The organism is Corallococcus sp. AB018 (assembly GCF_003986945.1).
GTDB lineage: Bacteria > Myxococcota > Myxococcia > Myxococcales > Myxococcaceae > Corallococcus > Corallococcus exiguus.
Genome location: NZ_RAWR01000187.1, coordinates 1 through 21,691, shown reverse-complemented (window position 1 = coordinate 21,691; position 21,691 = coordinate 1). Strand labels below are relative to the sequence as shown.

The 21,691-nt window shown below is 68.3% G+C and carries 14 protein-coding genes; 7 read left to right on the top strand and 7 right to left on the bottom strand.

The features are described 5' to 3' along the window. Positions 1 to 195, top strand: a 195-nt coding sequence (locus D7Y11_RS44535) for a histidine kinase dimerization/phospho-acceptor domain-containing protein (RefSeq protein ID WP_148139241.1), incomplete at its 5' end; no start/stop codon positions are given. Next, on the top strand, positions 108 to 527 hold the full coding sequence (locus D7Y11_RS31875; protein WP_368773801.1) for an EamA family transporter: 420 nt from the start codon (positions 108 to 110) through the stop codon (positions 525 to 527). The genes D7Y11_RS44535 and D7Y11_RS31875, both read left to right, overlap by 88 nt. A 6-nt stretch (positions 528 to 533) precedes the next feature. Here D7Y11_RS31875 and D7Y11_RS31870 read toward each other — a convergent pair whose 3' ends face one another. Further along, complete coding sequence (locus D7Y11_RS31870) at positions 534 to 2,243, bottom strand: DUF4157 domain-containing protein (RefSeq protein ID WP_158642026.1); 1,710 nt, start codon at positions 2,241 to 2,243, stop codon at positions 534 to 536. A gap of 286 nt (positions 2,244 to 2,529) precedes the next feature. Between D7Y11_RS31870 and D7Y11_RS31865 the strand changes: the two genes are divergently transcribed. Continuing rightward, complete coding sequence (locus D7Y11_RS31865) at positions 2,530 to 3,243, top strand: hypothetical protein (protein WP_121753294.1); 714 nt, start codon at positions 2,530 to 2,532, stop codon at positions 3,241 to 3,243. Continuing rightward, the gene (locus D7Y11_RS31860; protein ID WP_126935565.1) at positions 3,240 to 4,166 is read left to right on the top strand and encodes a type VI immunity family protein; all 927 of its coding nucleotides are present in this window, start codon (positions 3,240 to 3,242) and stop codon (positions 4,164 to 4,166) included. Before D7Y11_RS31865 ends, D7Y11_RS31860 begins: the two co-directional genes overlap by 4 nt. On the opposite strand, the gene D7Y11_RS31855 is transcribed toward D7Y11_RS31860, so the two are convergent. The 4 genes from D7Y11_RS31855 to D7Y11_RS31840 all read right to left on the bottom strand — a co-directional run bounded on the left by D7Y11_RS31855 (position 4,163) and on the right by D7Y11_RS31840 (position 16,848). Continuing rightward, the gene (locus tag D7Y11_RS31855) at positions 4,163 to 6,085 is read right to left on the bottom strand and encodes a sulfatase-like hydrolase/transferase (RefSeq protein ID WP_126935564.1); all 1,923 of its coding nucleotides are present in this window, start codon (positions 6,083 to 6,085) and stop codon (positions 4,163 to 4,165) included. The two genes, D7Y11_RS31860 and D7Y11_RS31855, sit on opposite strands and share 4 nt — an antisense overlap. A 117-nt stretch (positions 6,086 to 6,202) precedes the next feature. Beyond that, on the bottom strand, positions 6,203 to 8,176 hold the full coding sequence (locus D7Y11_RS31850; protein ID WP_121753297.1) for an ATP-binding protein: 1,974 nt from the start codon (positions 8,174 to 8,176) through the stop codon (positions 6,203 to 6,205). 119 nt (positions 8,177 to 8,295) lie between these two features. Beyond that, entirely contained in the window at positions 8,296 to 15,726 is a 7,431-nt protein-coding gene (locus D7Y11_RS31845) for a HAMP domain-containing protein (protein WP_126935563.1), read from the bottom strand. A gap of 222 nt (positions 15,727 to 15,948) precedes the next feature. Further along, positions 15,949 to 16,848 carry a hypothetical protein gene (locus D7Y11_RS31840; RefSeq protein ID WP_126935562.1) on the bottom strand — a complete coding sequence of 300 codons (900 nt, stop codon included), beginning with the start codon at positions 16,846 to 16,848 and terminating at the stop codon, positions 15,949 to 15,951. Positions 16,849 to 17,008: 160 nt separating this feature from the next. Here D7Y11_RS31840 and D7Y11_RS31835 point away from each other — a divergent pair, with 160 nt between their 5' ends. Further along, positions 17,009 to 17,719 (top strand): transglycosylase domain-containing protein, encoded by a 711-nt coding sequence (locus D7Y11_RS31835; protein ID WP_158642025.1) that lies wholly within the window; start codon positions 17,009 to 17,011, stop codon positions 17,717 to 17,719. A gap of 161 nt (positions 17,720 to 17,880) precedes the next feature. Beyond that, complete coding sequence (locus D7Y11_RS31830) at positions 17,881 to 18,636, top strand: hypothetical protein (RefSeq protein ID WP_126935560.1); 756 nt, start codon at positions 17,881 to 17,883, stop codon at positions 18,634 to 18,636. 73 nt (positions 18,637 to 18,709) lie between these two features. Here the strand turns inward: D7Y11_RS31830 and D7Y11_RS31825 are convergent, their stop codons facing one another. Further along, positions 18,710 to 19,447, bottom strand: a complete 738-nt coding sequence (locus tag D7Y11_RS31825) for a MerR family transcriptional regulator (protein WP_121753300.1) — start codon at positions 19,445 to 19,447, stop codon at positions 18,710 to 18,712. A 354-nt stretch (positions 19,448 to 19,801) separates the two neighbouring features. On the opposite strand from D7Y11_RS31825, the gene rsgA reads away from it, so the two are divergent. After that, entirely contained in the window at positions 19,802 to 20,899 is a 1,098-nt protein-coding gene (rsgA, locus tag D7Y11_RS31820; protein WP_126935559.1) for a ribosome small subunit-dependent GTPase A, read from the top strand. A 55-nt stretch (positions 20,900 to 20,954) separates the two neighbouring features. Here the strand turns inward: rsgA and D7Y11_RS31815 are convergent, their stop codons facing one another. Beyond that, positions 20,955 to 21,509, bottom strand: a complete 555-nt coding sequence (locus D7Y11_RS31815) for a hypothetical protein (RefSeq protein WP_126935558.1) — start codon at positions 21,507 to 21,509, stop codon at positions 20,955 to 20,957. Positions 21,510 to 21,691 lie beyond the last annotated feature (182 nt).

The window sequence follows — 21,691 nt, the reverse complement described above, 5'->3', positions numbered from 1 at the left end:
GGGCAGACGGAGGCCGGCCCCGGCAAGTCGCTGCAGATCATCAACCGGCAGATCGACCGCATGGCGAAGCTGGTGGAGGACCTGCTGGACATCAGCCGGTTGCAGGCGTGGCGGCGCTGGCGGTGGTGGTGGCGCCGGCGGCGTGGGCCTTCGGGTCGGTGTGGAGCCGGCGGTTGCCGATGCCCGCGGGGTTGATGACGCCAGCGACACAGATGTTGAGCGCGGGCGTGATGATGATGGCGCTGAGCCTCGCGTTGGGGGAGCGGATGGCGGACGCGGTGCCCCCGCGAGCGATGGTGTCGTTCGTGTATCTGGTGGTGTTCGGTTCGCTGGTGGCGTTCAGCGCGTATGGCTATCTGCTGAAGCACGCGAGGCCGGCGCTCGCGACGAGCTATGCGTACGTGAACCCGGCGGTGGCGGTGTTGCTGGGCGTGGTGTTCGCGGGAGAGACGCTGGGCCCCATGACCTGGGGCGCGATGAGCGCCATCCTGGTCGCGGTGATGCTGCTGGCCCGCGGGAAGCGGTGAGCCGGTTCAGCGTCCACAGCGGCTGATCTTGGAGATGCACATCGTCAGGGCATTGGCGAAGCCGTGGGCGTAACAGCTCTCGTGCCAGGACTGGGCGATGAGCGGATCATTGACCTGGGTGGGCACGCGGGTCATCTGGAAGAACGAGCGGAGCTCGCCGCCATGGAGCTGGGGACCGTTGCGATCCTCGTAGTTGCGGGCGTAGTTCTCGAAGGTGATGCGGTCCGCTCCGCTCTCCGCGACCACACCGCCCCAGTGATACTCCCACACCGGTTCGCAGTAGACAGGCGGAGGAACGAGCGCCACCGGGCGGGGAGCCACCTCGTCCCGCATCCGCATCCAGTTGCGGTTCTGGGCGTCCTGATAGCGCTCCATCGCGCCCACGGAGTACGTCTGGAACGCATCGCCCACCCGCGGGTCCGCATAGGCATTGAGGCCCAGCCGGAAGAGGACCTGCTCGTAACGTGTGCGGAGCGTGAGCCCGTTGAGGGTGACGCCGTTGAGCGTCATCGCGGCATTGGCGCGGACCCGGTTCACCAGCCGGCCATAGTTGCGGCCAATGGGTCCGTTGAAGCCCGCGAGCGCCGCCATCTGGGCCACAGGGGTATTGGCGCCCGCCAGCGCGTGCTGCAATCCGACCTGGTAATCGTTGACCGCGCGTTGCCGGGCCGCGGCGGCGTTGGGGCCCTCTGCCTGTCCATGGAAGAGGAACGTGGTGAGGAGCTCCGCCAGCCGGAAGGGGATGTCGCCATGAGCCGGGAAGGCAGGGGCCCATCCTCCGAGCTGCCAGCGCGGTAGATTGAGGAAGAGCTGATTGCCGGACTGCGTGAGCCTCACGGTGCGCTGCGAGTCCTGCTGCTCCCCCATGACCTTGCCGGAGATTTCGTTGCAGTTCTGCGACACGGCGGGCTCGAACTGGCCACCCTCGGACATCGCCACCTGGAACAGCCGCTTGGGTCCCGGGCCGCTCAGGAAGGGCAGACAGCCGGGCTGCGCGGGCGGGCCGATTTCAAGGTAGCGAGGCCCGGGGACCTTGGCGATCCGGTAGCTGGAGCCCGCGGACTTCAACGCGCGGTTGCACCGGGTGATGGCGCTGTCCGTGGCGAAGAAGTGCTTGGCCTGCTCGTGGTGGGGATCGGTGTCCTCGATGGCGAGTTCGTTGTCATCCGAAACCCGGAGCGCGATCTGGTTGTGCGCCCGCACCATGACGTTCACCGTCCCAGCGTCGACGAGGAAGCTGTCCCCGTGCGTCTTCGGGTAGGGGTGGGGCCGCACTCCATCCCGCTGGGTCTCGAAGGTGGCGTTGTGGAGGTTGACGTCCTGGGCGACGAACTGGGCGTTCTGGATGACGTGGTACGCCTGAAGCGCGGGAGTGGGACAAGTCCCCGCCCAGGAAGCCGCGAGGTGCGCACGCCCACCCGAAAGGGCCTGTGCGGCCAGGGCCTCGGCCTCTGCTTCGAGGGCCTCATCCACGAGCAGCCCGGTCCCGCCGTTCCCATGAGGGACGCGTCCCGAGCGCTGTTGCAGCACATGCACCAGCTCATGCGCGAGGATCCGGGTCCCGCGAGCCAGGTCGAGCTCCAGCGCGCCCGGAGCGAAGAGAATCTGCTCTCCCCAGCAGAGGGCCTTGGCCCCCAGCCTCGCGACCAGGGGATGCTCGTGCAGGCGCACAGCGCTCAGGTCGGCCCCGAAGGCGCGCTCGAACCGGACACGCAACCGCCTTGGGAGTGCCTGGCCCCGAGCGCAGGCCTGCGCCAGGAGCGAGGGGGTGATCCAACGGTGCCGAGCATCCAATGTCCGTGCTCCCAATGTATCGGGGCGTGTCCCGTGAAGGGTCTATTAGACCAGGGCTCCCCCGCACACGCGAGCCGCTGACGACATCGCCAGAGGAGGCAATAGAGTCCGGCACGTGCGTCCCGTGACGAATCTCTGGATTGTCTGCGTCCTGCTGACGGCGTGTGCTGGCGGTTCCCGGCATTCCCGGCACGGAGAACTGGGATTCGTGGATTCGGAGACCGCTGGGAAGGCACGGCACGCGGCGTATGTGGCGGAGCAGGCCTCCGCGCGGGCCGCGACCCAAGCCATCGCCTCACCGTTGGTCAAGGCCATTCCTCCGGCCGTGCTCGCGCTGATGCAGCAGGACCATGACGCGGATGAGCTAGAGAAGCAGCTCGCCGAGTGCGCGGTCCAGGCGGAGCAGCTGGGGAACGTGCGCTACTTCCGCGACAGGCCTCCGACGCGCCAGGAGTGCGCCGAGGTAGTGGAGCAGGACCGCTGCGGCAAACCCGTGACGCGGGCCATGCAACTCGGCAAGCAGAAGCACGTGCTCGCCCTCCAGTGCGCTGAAGCGGTGTTGAAGGAATTGTGGCCCGCGCCCTACAGCATTGAGCAGCGCTACCGCTACTACCCGAACGCACGCTTCCTGGAGACCATCAGCCGGGAGAAGGAAGCACGACTCATCGCCGAAGGTTGCACCGAGGAACTCCGAGGCACCATCAAGCCGGACATCGTCCTGCACGGAGACCGCAACCTGCTCAAGTCCGCGCTCACCCTGGACTTCAAGTTCCCGTGTCCGGACACAAATGAGCCAGCCTGGGCAAGGTATGGCACGGGCACCTACGCCGGCATGTCTCAGCGGACCGTCTATGAGGAAGCCCTGGGAGGGCAGGCCTTGCTCATTTCGCCCCGCGCAGGAGTCAAAGAGGTGAAGCCATGACAAGGGAGTACCCTGCCATCCGCCTGTGGTCGAAAGGTTCACCTCCGATCGCCGCTGCCCGCGATGGCATCGGCCTCAGCTTCTTCATCCATCGCGACCACAAGGAGATTGCACCTGCGGTGTGGCGTGCCCTGCAAACCTATCTCCGCGCCATTCCTCCGGGCTCGCTGGGTTGGTACGGCACGGATGACGGAGACATCCTGGAACTTGATGACAAGGGCTGGGGGGTGGTTCGTCAGCAGATGCTTGAGCGCCCCTGGGGCTACAGCGGGAACGCGAACCTGTCGGAAAGCCCTGGTGGAGAAGAGATCTCCAGCGGCTACATTTTTGAGTACGAAGGCTGGTCTCCCGACAACCCTTTCGGGAATGCCCCCATCAACGCGGTGTCCTTCACCTTTCCCACAGACTACTTCCAGGAAAACGGTGCGGCCCACCTGCGCACACTGGCACTGGAGCTCGCTCGGGAGCTGCCCTTCAACTTCGGATACGCCAGCTTCGCCATCATTTCGTCCCACGGTATGTCGAGCGCGGCGAAGTGGTCCCTCATCGAATCACTCCTCGCGCGATATCCCGGCCTGGACCTCCATCACGGCACGGGTTTCAGCTCCAGATTGGGGACCCGCGCGCTGGGCCCCTACTGGCTCACCTTCCTGGGACAGCCTCTGCTCGGACAGATGGGCGGCATCACCGCGCTCCGGAACGCACTCCCCTTCCCGGAGGTCTCCCTGCTCCCCATGGACGGAGACCGCGTCCTGGTCACCCTCGACGAATGGCCAGACCCCATCGACACACAGACGAAGGCCATCCCCCCCCAGTACCGCGCACTGGCCCGGCTGATGGAGCCCTTCCTCTTCCAGTACGAAGGAGAAGGGCTCCCTCTCTACCAACACGACACGAACCAGTGGCTCCGCCGGTTCCTCTAACCCTGCGGCCAGGGCGACAGCTTCTCCACCTCGTACCGCCCCAGCAGCGCATGCGTCGCGCGCGCCGCCTCTTCCACCTCCACGCGGGACAGCCCCCGCGGCAGTGACGGAATCAGCGTCGGGAACGGCTGGTCGAAGACGAGCAGGTTCTCCATCTCCAGCGGATCCGTCTCCAGGTCATAGAGCTCCCACTGGTCCGCGTGCTCTCCGGATGGGTCAAACGTCCTCGCCAGCTTCCAGCGGGGCGTGCGTACGCAGCGGACGTGGTTGGGCTGGCACACCGCTCCAGGCTTCAACCCGGGCACCTTGCCCTGCTCCCTCAGCCGCTCCACCGCTCGCGTGTACACGGTGAACAGCGCGTCATCATGCATCTGGTGCGGGTCTCCCGTGCGCGGCAGCGGCTCCGTGATTTCGTCGTCCGTGATGAAGAGGACGCCTTCTCGCGGCGTGCCGTTGGGCTCCATCACCGTGGAGGACTCTCCCCTCGCCAGCGGGCTCAGGTCCGCGCCCACGAACGGCGGCACCGGACGGTGGAGCCTCAGGTCCGTGCGGATCGCCGCCTGCTCCTCGCGGGTAATCCCCGCCAGCCCCAGCACCGTGGGCACGATGTCCGCGTGGCTCGTCAGCGCGTCGATGTATCGCGTCTTCTGCTCCTCGGAGAACTGCACCACCAGCGGCACGTGCAGCGCCTCCTGGTAGGACGTGTGCCACTTCTCCATCAGGTAGCCGTGCGCCGCGCCGTACTCGCCGTGGTCGGAGAGGAACACCACCACCGTGTTCTCCCGAAGCCCCGTCTCGTCCAGCGTCCGCAGCACCCGCTCGATGTGCCCGTCCACCAGGTGGATGAGCCACGCGTAGTACTGCTGGAAGCGCAGCGCCGCCTTCTCCGGGTCGTGCGTCAGCTGGAACGGGATGCCCGCGTTCAACGTCACCGTCACCGGGTCGATGTTCTCGTTCGCCTGGTGCATCGTCAGGCCCGTCTTCGACGACAGCGCGAGCCCCACCTTGTACGCATAGTCCCGCTGGCAGGCCGGCTTGTTCTCCAACGTGTCGTGCAGGTTCGACGGCACGCTCGCGTTGTCCTGCGGGAACCCCAGCGGGTTCAGCGGCACCGTGAACGTCCCCCCCGTGGGCGCCACCGACCGTCCCCCCGTAGGCACCATCAACGGCCCCACCTTGGGCCCCGCTGGATCCAACTGCCGCGGCAGGATGGGATACGTCGCGATGTCGTGCGGATTGGTGAACGACGCCACCGCCAGCCACGGCTGGGGCTCGCTACCCGGCGCGGCGGCCCGGGGCGCCTCGTACGACTGCTCCGCCAGCGCCCGGTTGTACGGCTCACCCAATGCCATCCGCCGCAGGAAGCCGCACGCCAGGTCCGCGAAGCCTTCGTCACGGAACGCGCCCAGGTTGTTGATGGAGGCCCCGTGCGGCTCCGGATACGACAACTCCCAGTCGTCAAAGCCATACTGTTTCAGCGAGTGGTCCGGAGGATTGCTCACATGCCACTTGCCGAAATAGTGCGTGTGGTAGCCCGCCTTCTGGAACCAGTGCCCCAGCGTCGGAATCCCATCCGCTGACAGCCACGGGAAGGCCGCCGCGTCACCGCTCTTGAACAGGCCGTCCGTCTGCGTGACGCCCGTGCGCGTGCCGTACTGCCCCGTGTAGATGACCGCGCGGCTGGGAGTGCACGCCGACGCCGCGATGGTGTGGTTGCGGAACACCGCCGCGTTCTTCCGCAGCGCCGCGAAGCCGGGGAAGAACTTCCGGAACGGGTTGTCCTCCCCTCCCTCGTCCACGAAGCCCAGGATGTCCTTGATGGCCGGCAGGAAGCCGCCATCAGGCCCATAGGCGAGCGGGGGGAACTGGAGCTGATCGACCGTCAGGATGAGGATGTTGGGCCGCGAGGGAGTGGACATGCCCCGTCCCTGAGCACGCGCCATACCAACGGCCCTCCCAGAGACACCGGCCCCACGCGCCGCGTCCCCGGGGAACGCAAGCAGCCCTCCGCCGCGTCCCCACCCGACGCGGAAGGTTCAGCTCGGCGTGCGCGAGGACTCCGTCGGCGTCGCCGCCTGGGCCTCCGTGCGCCGGGGCAGCCAGACGTTGAAGGTGGAGCCCTGGCCCACCGTGCCCGTGGACTCCGCCCAGATGCGGCCGCCGTGCTGCTCCACGATGCCCTGGCTGATGGTGAGCCCCAGCCCCAGCCCGCCGTACTTGCTGCCGTGCGCGCGGCCGAAGCGCTCGAAGATGAGGCGCTGTTTCTCGCTGGGGATGCCCACGCCCTGGTCCTTCACGGACAGGTGCACGCCGCTGTCGCCCTCCACCGCCAGGCGCACCAGCACCTGGCCGCCTTCGGGCGAGTAGCGGATGGCGTTGGACAACAGGTTCGTCAGCACCTGGTCCAACCGCCCCCGGTCCCACGTGCCCTCCAGGCGCTCGGGGACCTCCACCTTCAGCTCGTGCGTCTGGGACAGCACCGCCATGCGGTCCCGCGTCTCCAGCACCAGCTGCGACAAATCAAACGGCTCCAGCTCCAATGACAGCCGCCCCGCCTGCAACCGGCTGATGTCCAGCAGGTCCTCCACCAGCTTCGCCATGCGGTCGATCTGCCGGTTGATGATCTGCAGCGACTTGCCGGGGCCGGCCTCCGTCTGCCCGCCCAGCTTGAGCAGCGCCAGGTGCGCGTGGCCCTTCGCCGCGGCCAGCGGCGTGCGCAATTCGTGGCTCGCGGCGGCGAGGAACGCGTCCTTCGCCTCGCTCGCCAGCCGCAGCGCCGTCTCCGCGCGCTGGCGCTCGGTGATGTCGCGCGCCACGGAGATGAAGCGGCCGGGGCCCTCCCCTTCCGCCACGTACTGGAGCACCACCTCCACCGGCACCTCCGAGCCGTCGCGGCGGCGGTGGTTGGTGGAATACGTCTGCGACGGCAGCGTGCCGGACATCAGCGGCGCCAGCAGCTTGCGGAAGCCCGTCTCGTCGAAGGCGCTCTCCACCTCCAGCACCGACAGGCCCACCAGCTCCTCCACGGAGGAGGACAGCTGCTTGGCCGCGCCCGCGTTCGCGTACGCGAGCGTGAGCGAGTCCGGGGTGAACATCAGGACGCAGTCCAGCGTGGCGTCCAGCGTCGTCTTGAAGCGCCCCAGCGCCTCCTCCGCGCGCCGCTTGTCGTCGATGTCCGTGGCGATGGCCAGCCAGCCCACCAGCTGCCCGTGCTCGTCGCGCTCCGGCACCGCGCGCGCCAGGTGCCAGCGGTAGACGCCGTCCTTGCGACGCAGCCGGAACTCCTGCGTGCTGCTCTGCACCTGCACCACCCCGTCGCTCCACACGCCGCGCATCCGCTCGCGGTCCGCCGGGTGCACGTCCAGGAGGAACGAGGAGAGCGACAGCTCATACCCCTCGTGGTGGCCGGTGTAGTCCCGCCAGGCGCGGTTGGCGTACGTCAGCGCCCCATCCGCGCGAGCCGCCCACATGGGCTCCGGCAGGGACTCCGTGAGCCGCCGGTAGCGCAGCGCGCTCTGGCGCTCCAGGGCCTCGCGGTCGCGCTGGCGCAGGAGGGCCGCCTGGCGCTGGAGCTGCTGCTCCTTGAGGAACAGGTCCACGAAGACGCTGACCTTCGAGCGGAGGATTTCCGGGTCGAAGGGCTTGAGCAGGTAGTCCACCGCGCCGTGCGCGTAGCCCTTGAAGACATGCGCCGCGTCACGGCTGAGCGCGGTGAGGAAGATGATGGGGATGGTGCGCGTGCGCTCGCGCTGCTTGATGAGCGCCGCGGTCTGGAACCCGTCCAGCCCCGGCATCTGCACGTCCATCAGGATGACCGCGAAGTCGCGCTGCAACAGCTGCTTGAGCGCCTCCTCGCCGCTGGTCGCCTTCACCAGGTCCTGGCCCAACGGCTCGAGGATGGCTTCCAGCGCCAGCAGGTTGGCCGGATGGTCGTCCACCATCAGGATGGCCGCGCGCGGGGTGGCGGCGGCTTCCTGGGGACGTTCCGGAGTGTGCTCTGTGGAGTTCATGTGCGCAGCGGGGGAGCGCGTGGGTCAGGGGACCCGATACACGGCGAACAAGGCTAGGGCTGCCCCCTTCCAGACGGAAGTGCCAAGGGGGCTCAAGGATGGATCGTCCTCGTTGAGTATCAAGCACTCACCCACAGCCGGACCAGTTCCAACAGCTTATCGGTATCCACCGGCTTGGGCAGGTAGTCACTCGCGCCGGCCGCCATGCACTTCTCCCGGTCGTCCTTCAGCGCCTTCGCGGTGACAGCGATGATGGGGAGGCTGGCGTACTTGGGGTCCTTGCGGATGGCACGCATGGTTTCATAGCCATCCATCTCCGGCATCATCACGTCCATCAGCACGACATCCACGTCGGGGTGCTGACCGAGCATCTCAATGGCAGCCCGCCCGTTCTCCGCGAAGACCACCTGCATGCTGTGATTTTCCAGCACGCTGGTGAGCGCGAAGATGTTTCGCATGTCGTCATCCACCAGGAGCACCTTCTTGCCGGCCAGCGGTGCGTCCTGGTCGTTGCGCTGCGCCAGGGCCGCGCGCGCGCGCGCCGGGAGGTTCTCGTCCAGGCGGTGCAGGAAGAGCGCTGTGTCGCTGAGCAGCTGGTCGGGGCTCTTCGCGCCGCTCTTCAGGATGACGCTGCCGGTGTAGCGCCGCAGACGGGCCTCGTCCTTGGGCGTCAATTCACGGCCGGTGTAGACGACGATGGGCAGGTCGCGGAAGCGCTGCTGCGTCTTCACCTCCTCCACCAGCTTGATGCCGTCCATGTCGGGCAACAGGAGGTCGATGACGAGGCAGTCGTACTCGTTCTCCTCCAGCTTCGCGAGGGCCTCCTGGCCGGACGCCACCGCGGTGACGACGACGTCACCGCCGTCGCTGAGCAGCTGGGTGAGGCTGTTGCGCTGCACGTCATCGTCTTCGATGACGAGCAGGCGGCGCTCGCGGCGCTCCAGGAAGCGCGACAGCTGTCCGAAGACGCGCTCCAGCCCCTCCTTGCTCACGGGCTTGGTGAGGTAGCCGAACGCGCCCTGGGTGTTGCCCAGGTGCTTGTCCATCACGCTGATGATGTGGACGGGGATGTGGCGCGTGCGCGGGTTGCGCTTGAGGCGGTCCAGCACGCTCCAGCCGTCCACCACGGGCAGCTGGATGTCCAGGGTGATGGCGTCCGGCTGGTACTCGTGCGCCATGGACAGGCCGCTGTCACCGCGCGTGGCGACCAGGGCCTTGAAGCCCTTCTCGCGCGCCATCTGCACCATGATGCGGGCGAACTTCAGGTCGTCCTCGATGATGAGCAAGGTGCGGTCGCCCTCGCGGATGAGCTCGCGGTCGTCCTCCACCACGACGGGCGTGTGCGAGCCCTCCACCTGCGGGGGCAGCGCGGCGTCCAGCACGTGGGCCTGCGGCTCGGCCACCGGGGACGGCGGCGCGAGCGGCGTCGTCGCCGTGACGATGCCGGACGTGGACGGGGGGGCGTGCGTCTCCGGCAGGGCTCCCAGCGCGCGACTGGCCTCGTCGTTGCCCTGCCCGCCCTCCTCGTCCGCGCCCTGGTACTCCGGCGGCAGGTAGAGGGTGAAGGTGCTGCCCTTGCCCGGCTCGCTCTCCAGGCGGATTTCGCCGCCCAGCAGCTTGGCGATTTCACGGCTGATGGACAGGCCCAGGCCGGTGCCGCCGTACTTGCGCGCGGTGGAGCCGTCCGCCTGCTGGAACGCCTCGAAGATGATGCGCTGCTTGTCCTTGGCGATGCCGATGCCGGTGTCCTTCACGGCGAAGGCCAGCACGTGGCGCGAGCGGCGCAGCGCCTCGTGGTCGAAGCGGATGCCCTTGTCCGCCAGGCGCACGGTGAGCTTCACGCCGCCCTCGTCGGTGAACTTGAAGGCGTTGGAGAGCAGGTTCTTGAGCACCTGCTGCAGCCGCTGCGGGTCCGTGCGCACGTGGCGCGGCGTGCCCGTCAGCACCTCCACCTGGAAGGTGAGGCCCTTCTGGTCCGCCACCGGGCGGAAGCTGCGGTCGATGAACTGGTTGAGCTCCGTGAGGACGATGTCCCGGGGCTCCACCTGCATCTTGCCCGCCTCCACCTTGGACAGGTCGAGGATCTCATTGATGAGGCTGAGCAGGTCCCCGCCGGACGCGTAGATGGTGTTCGCGTACTCCACCTGCTTGTTGGAGAGGTTCCCGTCCTTGTTGTCCGACAGGAGCTTCGCGAGGATGAGCAGCGAGTTGAGCGGCGTGCGCAGCTCGTGGCTCATGTTGGCCAGGAACTCGCTCTTGTACTTGGAGATGATGGTGAGCTGCTCCGCCTTCTCCTCCAGGCTGACGCGCGCCAGCTCCACCTCGCGGTTCTTCTCCTCCACGCGGGTGTTCTGGTCCGCCAGCTCCTTCGCCTTGTCCTCCAGCTCGATGTTGGTGCGCTTCAACTCATCCTGCTGCTGGGTGAGCTCGCGCGACTGGCTCTGGAGCTCCTGGGTCAGGCGCTGCGACTCGGAGAGCAGGGTCTCCGTGCGCATGTTCGCCATGATCATGTTGAGCACCACGCCGATGCTCTCCGTCAGCTGATCCAGGAAGATCTGGTGGATGGCGCTGAACGGGTGGAACGAGGCCAGCTCGATGACGGCCTTCACCTCGCCCTCGAAGAGGACGGGCAGGACGATGATGTTGAGCGGCGCGGACTCACCCAGCCCGGAGGAGATGGTGATGTAGTCCGACGGCACGCGCGTCAGCAGGATGGTCTTCTTCTCCAGCGCGCACTGGCCGACCAGTCCCTCGCCCAGGCGGAAGCGGTTCGCCAGGTGCTTGCGCTCCCGGTACGCGTAGGTGCTGGTGAGCTTGAGGGACGGCATGCCGCCCTCGGGGTCGGAGAGGAAGAAGGCGCCGTGGTGCGCGGACACCAGCGGGGTCAGCTCGCTCATGATGAGACGGCTGACGGCATCCAGGGACTTCTGGCCCTGCATCATGCCGCTGAACTTCGCCAGGTTCGTCTTGAGCCAGTCCTGCTCCTGGTTCTTCTGCGTCGTCTCACGCAGGTTGACGATCATCTGGTTGATGTTGTCCTTCAGCGCCGCGACCTCGCCTTCGGCGACGACCGTGATGCTGCGGGTCAGGTCGCCCTTGGTCACGGCGGTGGCCACGTCGGAGATGGCGCGCAGCTGGCTGGTGAGCGTACCGGCCAGCTGGTTCACGTTGTCCGTCAGCTGCCGCCACGTGCCGCGCGCACCGGGCACGCGGGCCTGGCCGCCCAGCTTTCCTTCGATACCCACCTCGCGGGCCACCGTGGAGACCTGCTCCGCGAAGGTGCCCAGCGTGTCGGTCATGTTGTTGATGGTGTCCGCGAGCGCCGCCACTTCGCCCTTCGCGTCCACGATGAGCTTCTGGGTCAGGTCGCCGTTGGCCACCGCCGTCACCACGCGCACGATGCCGCGCACCTGGGTGGTGAGGTTGGAGGCCATGAAGTTCACGTTGTCCGTGAGGTCCTTCCACGTGCCGGCCACACCGGGCACGCGGGCCTGGCCGCCCAGCTTCCCTTCCACGCCCACCTCGCGGGCCACCGAGGACACCTGCTCCGCGAAGATGCCCAGCGTGTCGGTCATGTTGTTGATGGTCTCCGCCAGGGCGGCCACTTCGCCCTTCGCGTCCACCACCAGCTTCTGCTTGAGGTCGCCGTTGGCGACGGCGGTCACCACCTTCACGATGCCGCGCACCTGCGTGGTGAGGTTGCGGGCCATGAAGTTCACGTTGTCCGTGAGGTCCTTCCACGTGCCGGACACGCCCTTCACTTCCGCCTGACCGCCCAGCTTGCCTTCCGCGCCCACTTCACGCGCCACGCGGGTCACTTCGGAAGCGAAGCTGTTGAGCTGGTCCACCATCGTGTTGATGGTGTTCTTCAGCTCCAGGATTTCGCCCTTCGCGTCCACGGTGATCTTCTTGGACAGGTCACCGTTCGCGACCGCCGTGGTCACCAGCGCGATGTTTCGCACCTGGCTGGTGAGGTTGGACGCCATGCTGTTCACGTTGTCCGTGAGGTCCTTCCACGTGCCGGCGACTCCGGGCACCGCGGCCTGACCGCCCAGCTTGCCGTCCGTACCCACTTCCTTCGCGACGCGGGTCACCTCGGAAGCGAAGGCGCGGAGCTGGTCCACCATCGTGTTGATGGTGCTCTTGAGCTCCAGGATTTCGCCCCTCGCCTCCACGGAGATCTTCTGCGACAGGTCGCCGTAGGCCACGGCCGTGGTGACCTTGGCGATGTTGCGCACCTGGTCCGTGAGGTTCGCGGCGAGGACGTTCACGTTGTCCGTGAGGTCCTTCCACACGCCCGCGACGCCGGGCACCGCGGCCTGGCCGCCCAGCTTGCCCTCCGTACCCACTTCCTTACCGACGCGCGTGACTTCCGAAGCGAACGCGCGGAGCTGGTCCACCATCGTGTTGATGGTGTTCTTCAGCTCCAACACCTCGCCCTTCACGCTCACGGTGATCTTCTGGGACAGGTCGCCGTTGGCCACCGCCGTGGTCACCTTGGCGATGTTTCGCACCTGGTCCGTGAGGTTGCCGGCGAGGACGTTCACGTTGTCCGTGAGGTCCTTCCACACGCCGGACACGCCCTTCACGTCGGCCTGACCGCCCAGCTTGCCTTCCGTACCGACTTCCTTCGCGACGCGCGTCACTTCCGCGGCGAACGCGCGGAGCTGGTCCACCATCGTGTTGATGGTGCTCTTGAGCTCCAGCACCTCGCCCTTCGCGTCGACGGTGATCTTCTTGGACAGGTCGCCGTTCGCGACCGCCGTCGTGACCTCCGCGATGTTTCGCACCTGGGCCGTGAGGTTGTTGGCCAGCAGGTTCACGTTGTTCGTGAGGTCCTTCCACGTACCGGCGACACCCGGCACCTCCGCCTGGGCGCCCAGCTTGCCTTCCACGCCCACCGTGCGCGCCACGTCCGTCACCTGCTGCGCGAAGACGGACAGCGTCTGCGTCATCGCGTTGATGGTGTCCGCGAGCGCGGCGATTTCACCCTTGGCCTCCATCACCAGCTTCTGGGACAGGTCGCCGTCCGCCACCGCCGTCACCACCTTGACGATGCCGCGCACCTGGGTGGTGAGGTTGAAGGCCATGCTGTTCACGTTGTCCGTGAGGTCCTTCCACACGCCGGACACGCCCTTCACGTCGGCCTGACCACCCAGCTTGCCGTCCGTGCCCACTTCCTTCGCGACGCGCGTCACTTCCGAGGCGAACGCGCGGAGCTGGTCCACCATCGTGTTGATGGTGCTCTTGAGCTCCAGCACCTCGCCCTTCGCGTCGACGGTGATCTTCCGGGACAGGTCGCCCTTCGCGACCGCCGTCGTCACCTCGGCGATGTTACGGACTTGATCGGTGAGGTTGTTCGCCAACAGGTTCACGTTGTTGGTGAGGTCCTTCCACGTGCCCGCGACGCCCGGCACCACGGCCTGGGCGCCCAGCTTGCCTTCCACGCCCACCGTGCGCGCGACGTCCGTCACCTGCTGCGCGAAGATGGAGAGCGTCTGGGTCATCGCGTTGATGGTGTCCGCGAGCTCCGCCACCTCGCCCTTGGCCTCCATCTTCAGGCGCTGGGTGAGGTCGCCATTCGCGACCGCGGTCACCACCTTGGCGATGCCTCGCACCTGGGTGGTGAGGTTGGACGCCATGAAGTTCACGTTGTCCGTGAGGTCCTTCCACGTACCGGACACGCCCTTCACTTCCGCCTGACCGCCCAGCTTGCCGTGCGTGCCGACTTCACGCGCCACGCGGGTCACTTCGGAGGCGAAGCTGTTGAGCTGGTCCACCATCGTGTTGATGGTGTTCTTCAGCTCCAGGATTTCGCCGCGCGCGTCGACGGTGATCTTCTTGGACAGGTCACCGGTGGCCACCGCCGTCGTCACCAGGGCGATGTTGCGCACCTGGGTGGTGAGGTTGGAGGCCATGCTGTTCACGTTGTCCGTGAGGTCCTTCCACGTGCCGCCGACTCCGGGCACCGCGGCCTGACCGCCCAGCTTGCCGTCCGTACCCACTTCCTTCGCGACGCGGGTCACTTCCGCGGCGAACGCGCGGAGCTGGTCCACCATCGTGTTGATGGTGCTCTTGAGCTCCAGCACCTCGCCCTTCACGTCCACGGTGATCTTGCGCGACAGGTCGCCATTGGCGACGGCGGTGGAGACCTCCGCGATGTTGCGCACCTGGCTGGTGAGGTTGGACGCCATCAGGTTCACGTTGTCCGTGAGGTCCTTCCACGTCCCCGCGGCGCCGGGCACCTGGGCCTGGGCGCCCAGCTTGCCCTCCACGCCCACCGTGCGCGCGACGCTGGTCACCTGCTGCGCGAACACGTTGAGCGTGTCCGTCATGTTGTTCAGCGTGGCGCCCAGCGCGGCGATTTCACCCTGCGACGGCACCATCAGCTTCTGGGTGAGGTCACCGTTGGCGACCGCCGTCACCACCTTCACGATGCCGCGCACCTGCGTCGTGAGGTTGGACGCCATGAAGTTCACGTTGTCCGTGAGGTCCTTCCACGTGCCGGACACGCCGGACACCGCGGCCTGACCGCCCAGCTTTCCTTCCGTACCCACTTCGCGCGCGACGCGCGTCACTTCGGAGGCGAAGCTGTTGAGCTGGTCCACCATCGTGTTGATGGTGCTCTTGAGCTCCAACACCTCGCCCTTCACGTCCACCGTGATCTTGCGGGACAGGTCGCCGCGGGCCACCGCCGTCGTCACTTCCGCGATGTTTCGCACCTGCGCGGTGAGGTTGCCGGCGAGGACGTTCACGTTGTCCGTGAGGTCCTTCCACACGCCGGACACGCCCTTCACGTCGGCCTGGCCGCCCAGCTTTCCTTCCGTGCCGACTTCCTTCGCGACGCGCGTCACTTCGGCGGCGAAGCTGTTGAGCTGATCCACCATCGCGTTCACGGTGGTGCCGATGCGGAGGAACTCGCCCTTCACGGGCTGGCCGTCGATCTCCAGCGCCATCTTCTGGGTGAGGTCGCCTTCGGCCACCGCCACCAGCACGCGGGCGACTTCCGTGGTGGGCTGCACCAGGTCGCCGATGAGGGCGTTGATGGACTGGACGCTGGTGGCCCAGTCGCCGCGCACGTCGCCCAGGTTCACGCGCTCGCCCATGCGGCCTTCGCGGCCGACGACGCGCTCCACGCGGACGATCTCGTGGGTGAGCGTGGAGTTGAGCGTCACCACCGCGTTGAACGCGCGGGCAATCTCATCCATGACCACGTCCTGCGCGCCCGACGGCAGCCGCACGGAGAAGTCACCGCCCTGCACGGCCCGGAGCGCCGCCAGCAACTGCTGGAGCGGAGGAGGGCCACCGGGGCGCAGGCCGCCATCAGCGGCCGGGCGGCTGTTGCCGTTGCGGCTTCGCGAGGGAGCACGGCGGGCGGGCGCGGGCTCGGCACGCGTCGCCTCCACGTTGCTCAGCCGGTTGGCCGCGACGTTGCCCTGCGAGCGGGCGCCTGGAGGGCCAGCGTCCTGGCTTGCGGCGGTGGCGGCTGTCTTTCGGCCGTTGGCGCGCTTGCGGGGAGCGGAGGAGCTGGAAGCCTTGGTGTCGTCCACGAATGAAACCCCTGATCGGCGGAAGCGTTGCGACCGGTCCTGCGAAACCGGCCCGCGATCCCAGGAACGTCCAATGAGTTCGCGGGTTTGTCGAATGTAAAGCTGGGGCGGAATGGCCCCAGCTGTCAGGCACTGAACGCCGTGCCTGGGCCTGAGCCCCACCAACCCCGAAAGCCCCGGGTCGCAGTCGCGGGCCCGAGGAGAAACCTCCCCATAACAGTTTCAGGGAGGCGAGGCGGTGCACGGGAAGCCATCGCACCCCTGCACATACAACGCCCGCCCCGAGAGCCTCCGGGCAGGCGCGCGAGTGCGTGCGGGCATCACTTCGCGTGCTCCCGTGCGGACATCGAAGCGCAGTGAGCCCGGCCCCGATGCGTCCGGGGAAGCAGTGGCGCCACAGGCGAGCAGGACCTGATCCGCGGTGTCGAGCCACCACAGGAACTCCACGGCGCACGGGGCTTCCGCCCGCACCAGTTCCAGGGTGCGCGCGTCGTAGACGATGACGCCGCCGCCCCACTCCACCGCCGCGAGCACGCCGCCAGGACCGATGGACAGACGGCCTCCTGGACCCGGCACCTGCGCCTGGCCCAGCACCTTGCCGTCCGTCGCCACGGAGACGAGCAGCCCGGAGGCATCCAGCGCGAGGACTCCGCCCGCGTGGCCGATCAGCCATTCCGGTGGAGTGATGTCGCCCACCGGCAGCAGCGCGCCTCCCCGCTCCCGCAGCAGGTGGCCTCCGGCGGCGGCCCACAGACGGCGTGCGCCGTCGAAGGCGAGCGCGGTGGTGCCGGGGATCTCCAAGCGCGAGTGCGAGCCATCGTCGCCGCAGACCGCGACGACGCGGGGCCCGAACACCGCCGCGCGCGACGCGTCCGGCGCCACGGCCCAGCCCAGCCGCGTGACCCCTTCGAGCTGCCGCGCCAGACAGTCATTGAGTGCGCCCAGGTGCGCGTCTCCGGCGGGTGAGGCGATGAGGTACGGCAGGCTGGTGGTGGAGACGTAGAGCAGCAGGCCCAGTCCCGCGGCGATGACGAGCGTGAGCGGCCATGCACGGGCGCCCACGCTCCGCGCGAGGCGCGCGCTCTTGCGGCCCGCCGCCAGATGCCCTTCCCGTCCGCTCACGCACGCTCCTCCCGGGACCGGAGGACAGCACAGAAACGGGGCGGAGACTGCTCACCGCGACACGAATGCCCGCCTGCTGGACACCCCGGACGTGGCCCACGCCCTGCAATCCGTGGAGGGCATGCCTTTCTCATGGCGTTTCCGTCGGCGGATGCGGCTCGTGGGCCTCGGACTGTGCGCGTTGGGCCTCATGTTCGTGGGGCTCCTGGCCGCGATGGAGGGCATGTACCAGGTGCTGCTGCGAAGGCTTCCCTCGCTTCCCACTCCGCCAAGCGCCACCGACCGGCTGCCGGCGAACCTCGCCCGGGTGTACTGGAGCCTGTACGAGCCCGGGGGCTCGATGACGGTGAAGCCCGTGCGGCCCTGGACCGTCGCGTGGACCGTGACACGCACCATCGTGTCCAAACCTTCTCGGATGGATGTGCCTCCGGGATGGACGCTCGCGGACACGGTCGCCCGGCGTTGGCACCCGGAGGGGTCGGCTCTCCTGCTGTTGCATGAGCGATTGACGCTGGGCATCTGGCTCACGCGTCACTGGACGGCGGAGGAGCTGCTGGCCTTCGAAGCGCGGCGGATGCCGCTGGGACATGGCCTCCGCGACCTGCCCGAAGCGGCCCGGCACTACCTGGGAAAGGAGGCTTCGGACCTCACGCTGGCGGAGGCGGCGCTGCTCGTGACCATGAATGATGATCCACGGTGGCGGAAGCACCCCGAATGTTTCATCGACCGCCTTCAGCCGCGCAGGGATGGACGGCTGCGCCGCATGCGCATGGCCGGCTCGCTGACACCGGAAGAAGAGGCGGAGGCGCGTGCCTGGCCTGTCGTCCTGGATATCGCGCCCCTCGCACGACACCCCTGCCCACCGCCCTGAGCGCGCAGGGCGCGCGTGCGTGCAAGCCCTGTCCCGCGTGCTTCGTCCCATGAATGACCTGCGAGCTGGCGGCCTGCCTTGTGCCGGCTGGTCCTGACGGGTTGCCCTGTCCGGTGAAGCACACACCTTTACGCCTCAAGCGAGGGGAAAGGATTCCTGACATGCGACGCTCCATTGGCACCGCGGCACTGGCCTTCAGCTTCTTGCTCTCCACCAGCGCGCTCGCCCAGCAGGTAGGCGACGGTTCGAGCCCCGGGACGACCCCCGGCTCCTCGGGCGCTTCGCCAGAGATGATCAACAGCGGGCAGACAGGCACCGCTGGCTCGTCGGGCACGGTCACGCCCGGCACCAACAACTCCACGGGCGTGCAGACGGGCAACACCGCCACCGGCACGGGTGGCTCTGGCACCGGCGTGAACCCGACTCCGGGCACCACCGGCACCGGCACCACGGGCGGTAGCACTTCCGGTACCGGCGGCACCGGGACCAGCGGCATCGGCACGGGCACGGGCACCACCGGCTCCAGCACGGACACCTACGGCACCGGGAGCACCTCGCCGTCCACCGGCACGTACACGCCGCCCTCGACGAGCACCGGCACCTACGGCGGCGCGGGCACCAGCACCACCGGCGTCGGCAGCTCCGGTAGCAACGGCACCATTGGTGGCTCCGGCAGCACCGGCACCATTGGCGGCACGGGCACCGGCACCACCGGCGCCACCGAGCCCGGCAACGAGTCCAACGGCTCGACCGTCATCAACCCGGGCGGCACCGGTACGGGCGGCACCAGCGGCACGACTGGCACGGGCGGCGTCGGAGGCACCGGCACCAGCGGCTCCGGCGGCACCATGGGCGGCGTGGGCGGCACCGGCACCGGTGGCTCCAATGGCTCCAATGGCACCATTGGCGGCCAGTAGCCTTCAGCGAGCTGCATTTGCATGACAGCCACGGCCGCCAGCCCTTCGCTGGCGGCCGTCGCCGTGTCTGGCTTTACTTCGGCGCGTCCAGACAGGCCATGGCCCGGCCCACGTACTCCATGAGCTTCGGGTCGCGGCCCTGACGCTGGGCCATCCGCGGCTCCTGCTGGTGCATCGTCTGGAGCGACTTCTCCATGCCGGGGTTGCCGCCCGTGAAGGCGCGGACGAGCTCGCGCCAGCGCGTGGCCAGGGCTCGCACCGGCTCGGACGCGGGGTCGGCGCCCTGCTCCATCTGTTCGCGCATGCTCGCGATGAGGCGGGGCCACTCGGCCTCCACCTGCTTGATGGCGTCGTCACCCATCGCCTGGCGACGGGCCTCCAGCTCCTTCAACTGCTCCGGGGTGTAGTACTTCTCGAACATGGTCATGGCCTCGATGGTCTGTAGGAAGTCGTCGGCGGAGACGGGCTCCGCCGCGCGCAGCTGCCGTGCGAGGGAATCCAGGCGGTCGCAGAGCTGACGCTGTTCCGCCAGCTGCTCCCGGGCCCGCTGGAGCCGCAGCTCCACCACGCGCAGGGCGGAGAAGTCCGCCCGGCCCAGCGTCTCGGCAATCTCCTCCAGCGAGAACCCGAGCTGCTTGAGCGACAGGATGTGACTCAGGCGGGCAATGTCCTCCGCCGTGTAGAGCCGATGCCCCGACGCCGTGTGCGCCGAGGGCTTGAGCAACCCAATCTCGTCGTAGTGGTGCAGCGCGCGGATGGACAGCCCCGTGCGCCGGGCCAGCTCCCCGACCTTCAGCTCCGTGTGCTGCATGCCTCACCCCTTTCCAGCCACGGTCTTCGCGTGACTGGATGTCATGGGTACAACCTCACGTCGCGTGAGGTTCAAGGGGGAAAACGCACGGGGGTGGCCAGCGGCCGACAGGAATTGTTAGGGTCCCGCACGGAACGGCGATGACCGCCGGTGGTTCCACGCACCTTGAGGAGACCCGTCCTGATGACTCCGCCCCTTGTCGTCGTCGCGGCCCTGTCCGCCACGCGGGCGCCCATCCGCTGAGCCGGTCGCATCACCGTCGTCCGTCGCAGCGCGAGCCCCGCTTCCTTCACGCCCGGCGCCCCGGAGTCCTCTCCCCGCGCCCCAGGCATCGCTCTGCCCGGAGTTCCCCAAGTGTCACTTGAAACCCTCGGCTGGGGTCCCGACCTCGACCTCGCGCTGTCCAACACCGTCTCGCAGTCGTCTTCCTCCTCGTCCCTCGTCCCCGGGCGCGTCGTGCGCCAGCAGCGGGGACTGCTCACCGTGCAGACCGCCGGCGCGGCCTTCCTCGCGCGCGCCTCCGGACGCCTCCTCCATCAGGCCCAGGGCCCGGAGGCCCTGCCCACCGTGGGCGACTGGGTCCTCCTGCAACCGCCCGCGTCCGGTGACGGAGAGGCGCTGATGCACTCCGTGCTGCCCCGCCGCAGCCTCCTGAAGCGCCGCGAGGCGGGCAGCGAACACGACGGCCAGCTCATCGCCGCCAACGTGGACGTGGTGTTCCTCGTCGTGGGGTTGGACGGCAACTTCAACCCCCGCCGCATCGAGCGGTCCCTCACGGTGGCCTGGAACAGCGGCGCCACGCCCGTCGTGCTCCTCAGCAAGGCGGACCTCGCGGACGACGCGGCCGGGCGCGTCCTGGAGGTGGAGGCCCTGGCCCCCGGCGTGGACGTGCTCGCGGTGAGCGCGCGAACGGGCATGGGCGTGGAGGACGTGCGCGCACGGCTTCCTCCCAGAAGGACTGGCGTGCTGCTGGGCTCGTCCGGCGTGGGCAAGTCCACGCTCGCCAATCGGCTGCTGGACGCCGCGCGACTCGTCACCCAGCCCGTGCGGCCAGAGGACGACAAGGGCCGGCACACCACCACGCACCGCGAGCTGTTCGTGCTGGAGCACGGCGGCCTCATCATCGACGGGCCCGGCATGCGCGAGCTGGGCCTGTGGGGCGACGACGAGGAGGGCCTGGCCAACGCCTTCGCGGACCTCCTCGCGCTGGCCACCGGCTGCCGCTTCAGCGACTGCGGCCACCAGGGTGAACCGGGCTGCGCGGTGAGGGCGGCGGTGGAGAACGGCACGATCCCCGAGGAGCGGCGCGCGAACTTCGCGAAGCTCCTGCGCGAGCAGGCCTTCCAGCACCGCCAGACGGACGCCACCGCGCAGCGCGAGCACAAGCGGGTGCAGCGCAACCAGTCCAACGAGGGCTGGGCCCGGACGCGCTCCAAGCGGCGCGGCGAATAGACAGACACCTCCGGGCGCGGCGCGGACACCTTCGCGCGCCGCGTCCGGATGTATTTCAGAGTCCGGGGCTCGAATCCGGCACGGAGCCGGGCGGCGGCAGCGGCGGCGGAGTCGGGGCGTCGAGCACCGGGACCTCACCCTCCTCCGGTGCGTTCACGGAGTCCGGCACGCGGGCCGGCGTCTCCTGGCCCAGGTCCTGCCGCGGATTGACGTTCTGGGACTCCGACGCGCAGGCGTAGGCCACGGTGCGCGAGCCCACCAGGAGCGTGGGCACCAGCAGACCAATCGCGGCGCAGTTGCCCTGTTCCTCGTCAGTGCGGTTGCCGCCAGCGCACACCGCCGACCCGATGAACGCGCCCGCCACCGCCAGGCCCGCCTGGATGAGGAAGTCGCTGGGGGTCGCGCGGCTCTGCGCCCACGCGATGCCGTTCTTGCACTCGCTGCCAGGGGGACTCGACACGGGCAACAGGCCCACCGCCGTGAACCACTGCCGGTCCTGGTGGACCTTGGGCTCCGGCCGCAGGTTCGTGACGATGCTCGTCCGATAGCAGCCCGTCTGCCCCAGCATCAGCGCCACCATCGACGCCGCCACCGCATGTGCCTTCCGCATCAATGCCCCCAATCCCGGTGAGTGACCGCATGCACCCGCGTTCAGGCCTCTGTGCCTAAGTAGGTCGCCAGAAGTTCCGAGACAAATCCGGGTCGCATGCGCAGTTTCTGGAGCATGCGACCGGCAAGGAGCCCTGCCGAGCTGGGGCTGACAGCATACGACATGCGGAAGCTGGAGCGGGC

Excerpts from the sequence above, each read along its gene's own strand:
- D7Y11_RS31815 (WP_126935558.1), bottom strand. The coding sequence starts at position 21,509 with ATGCGGAAGGCACATGCGGTGGCGGCGTCGATGGTGGCGCTGATGCTG.
- D7Y11_RS31850 (WP_121753297.1), bottom strand. The coding sequence starts at position 8,176 with ATGAACTCCACAGAGCACACTCCGGAACGTCCCCAGGAAGCCGCCGCC.
- D7Y11_RS31860 (WP_126935565.1), top strand. The coding sequence starts at position 3,240 with ATGACAAGGGAGTACCCTGCCATCCGCCTGTGGTCGAAAGGTTCACCT.
- D7Y11_RS31830 (WP_126935560.1), top strand. The coding sequence starts at position 17,881 with ATGCGACGCTCCATTGGCACCGCGGCACTGGCCTTCAGCTTCTTGCTC.
- D7Y11_RS31825 (WP_121753300.1), bottom strand. The coding sequence starts at position 19,447 with ATGCAGCACACGGAGCTGAAGGTCGGGGAGCTGGCCCGGCGCACGGGG.
- D7Y11_RS31855 (WP_126935564.1), bottom strand. The coding sequence starts at position 6,085 with ATGTCCACTCCCTCGCGGCCCAACATCCTCATCCTGACGGTCGATCAG.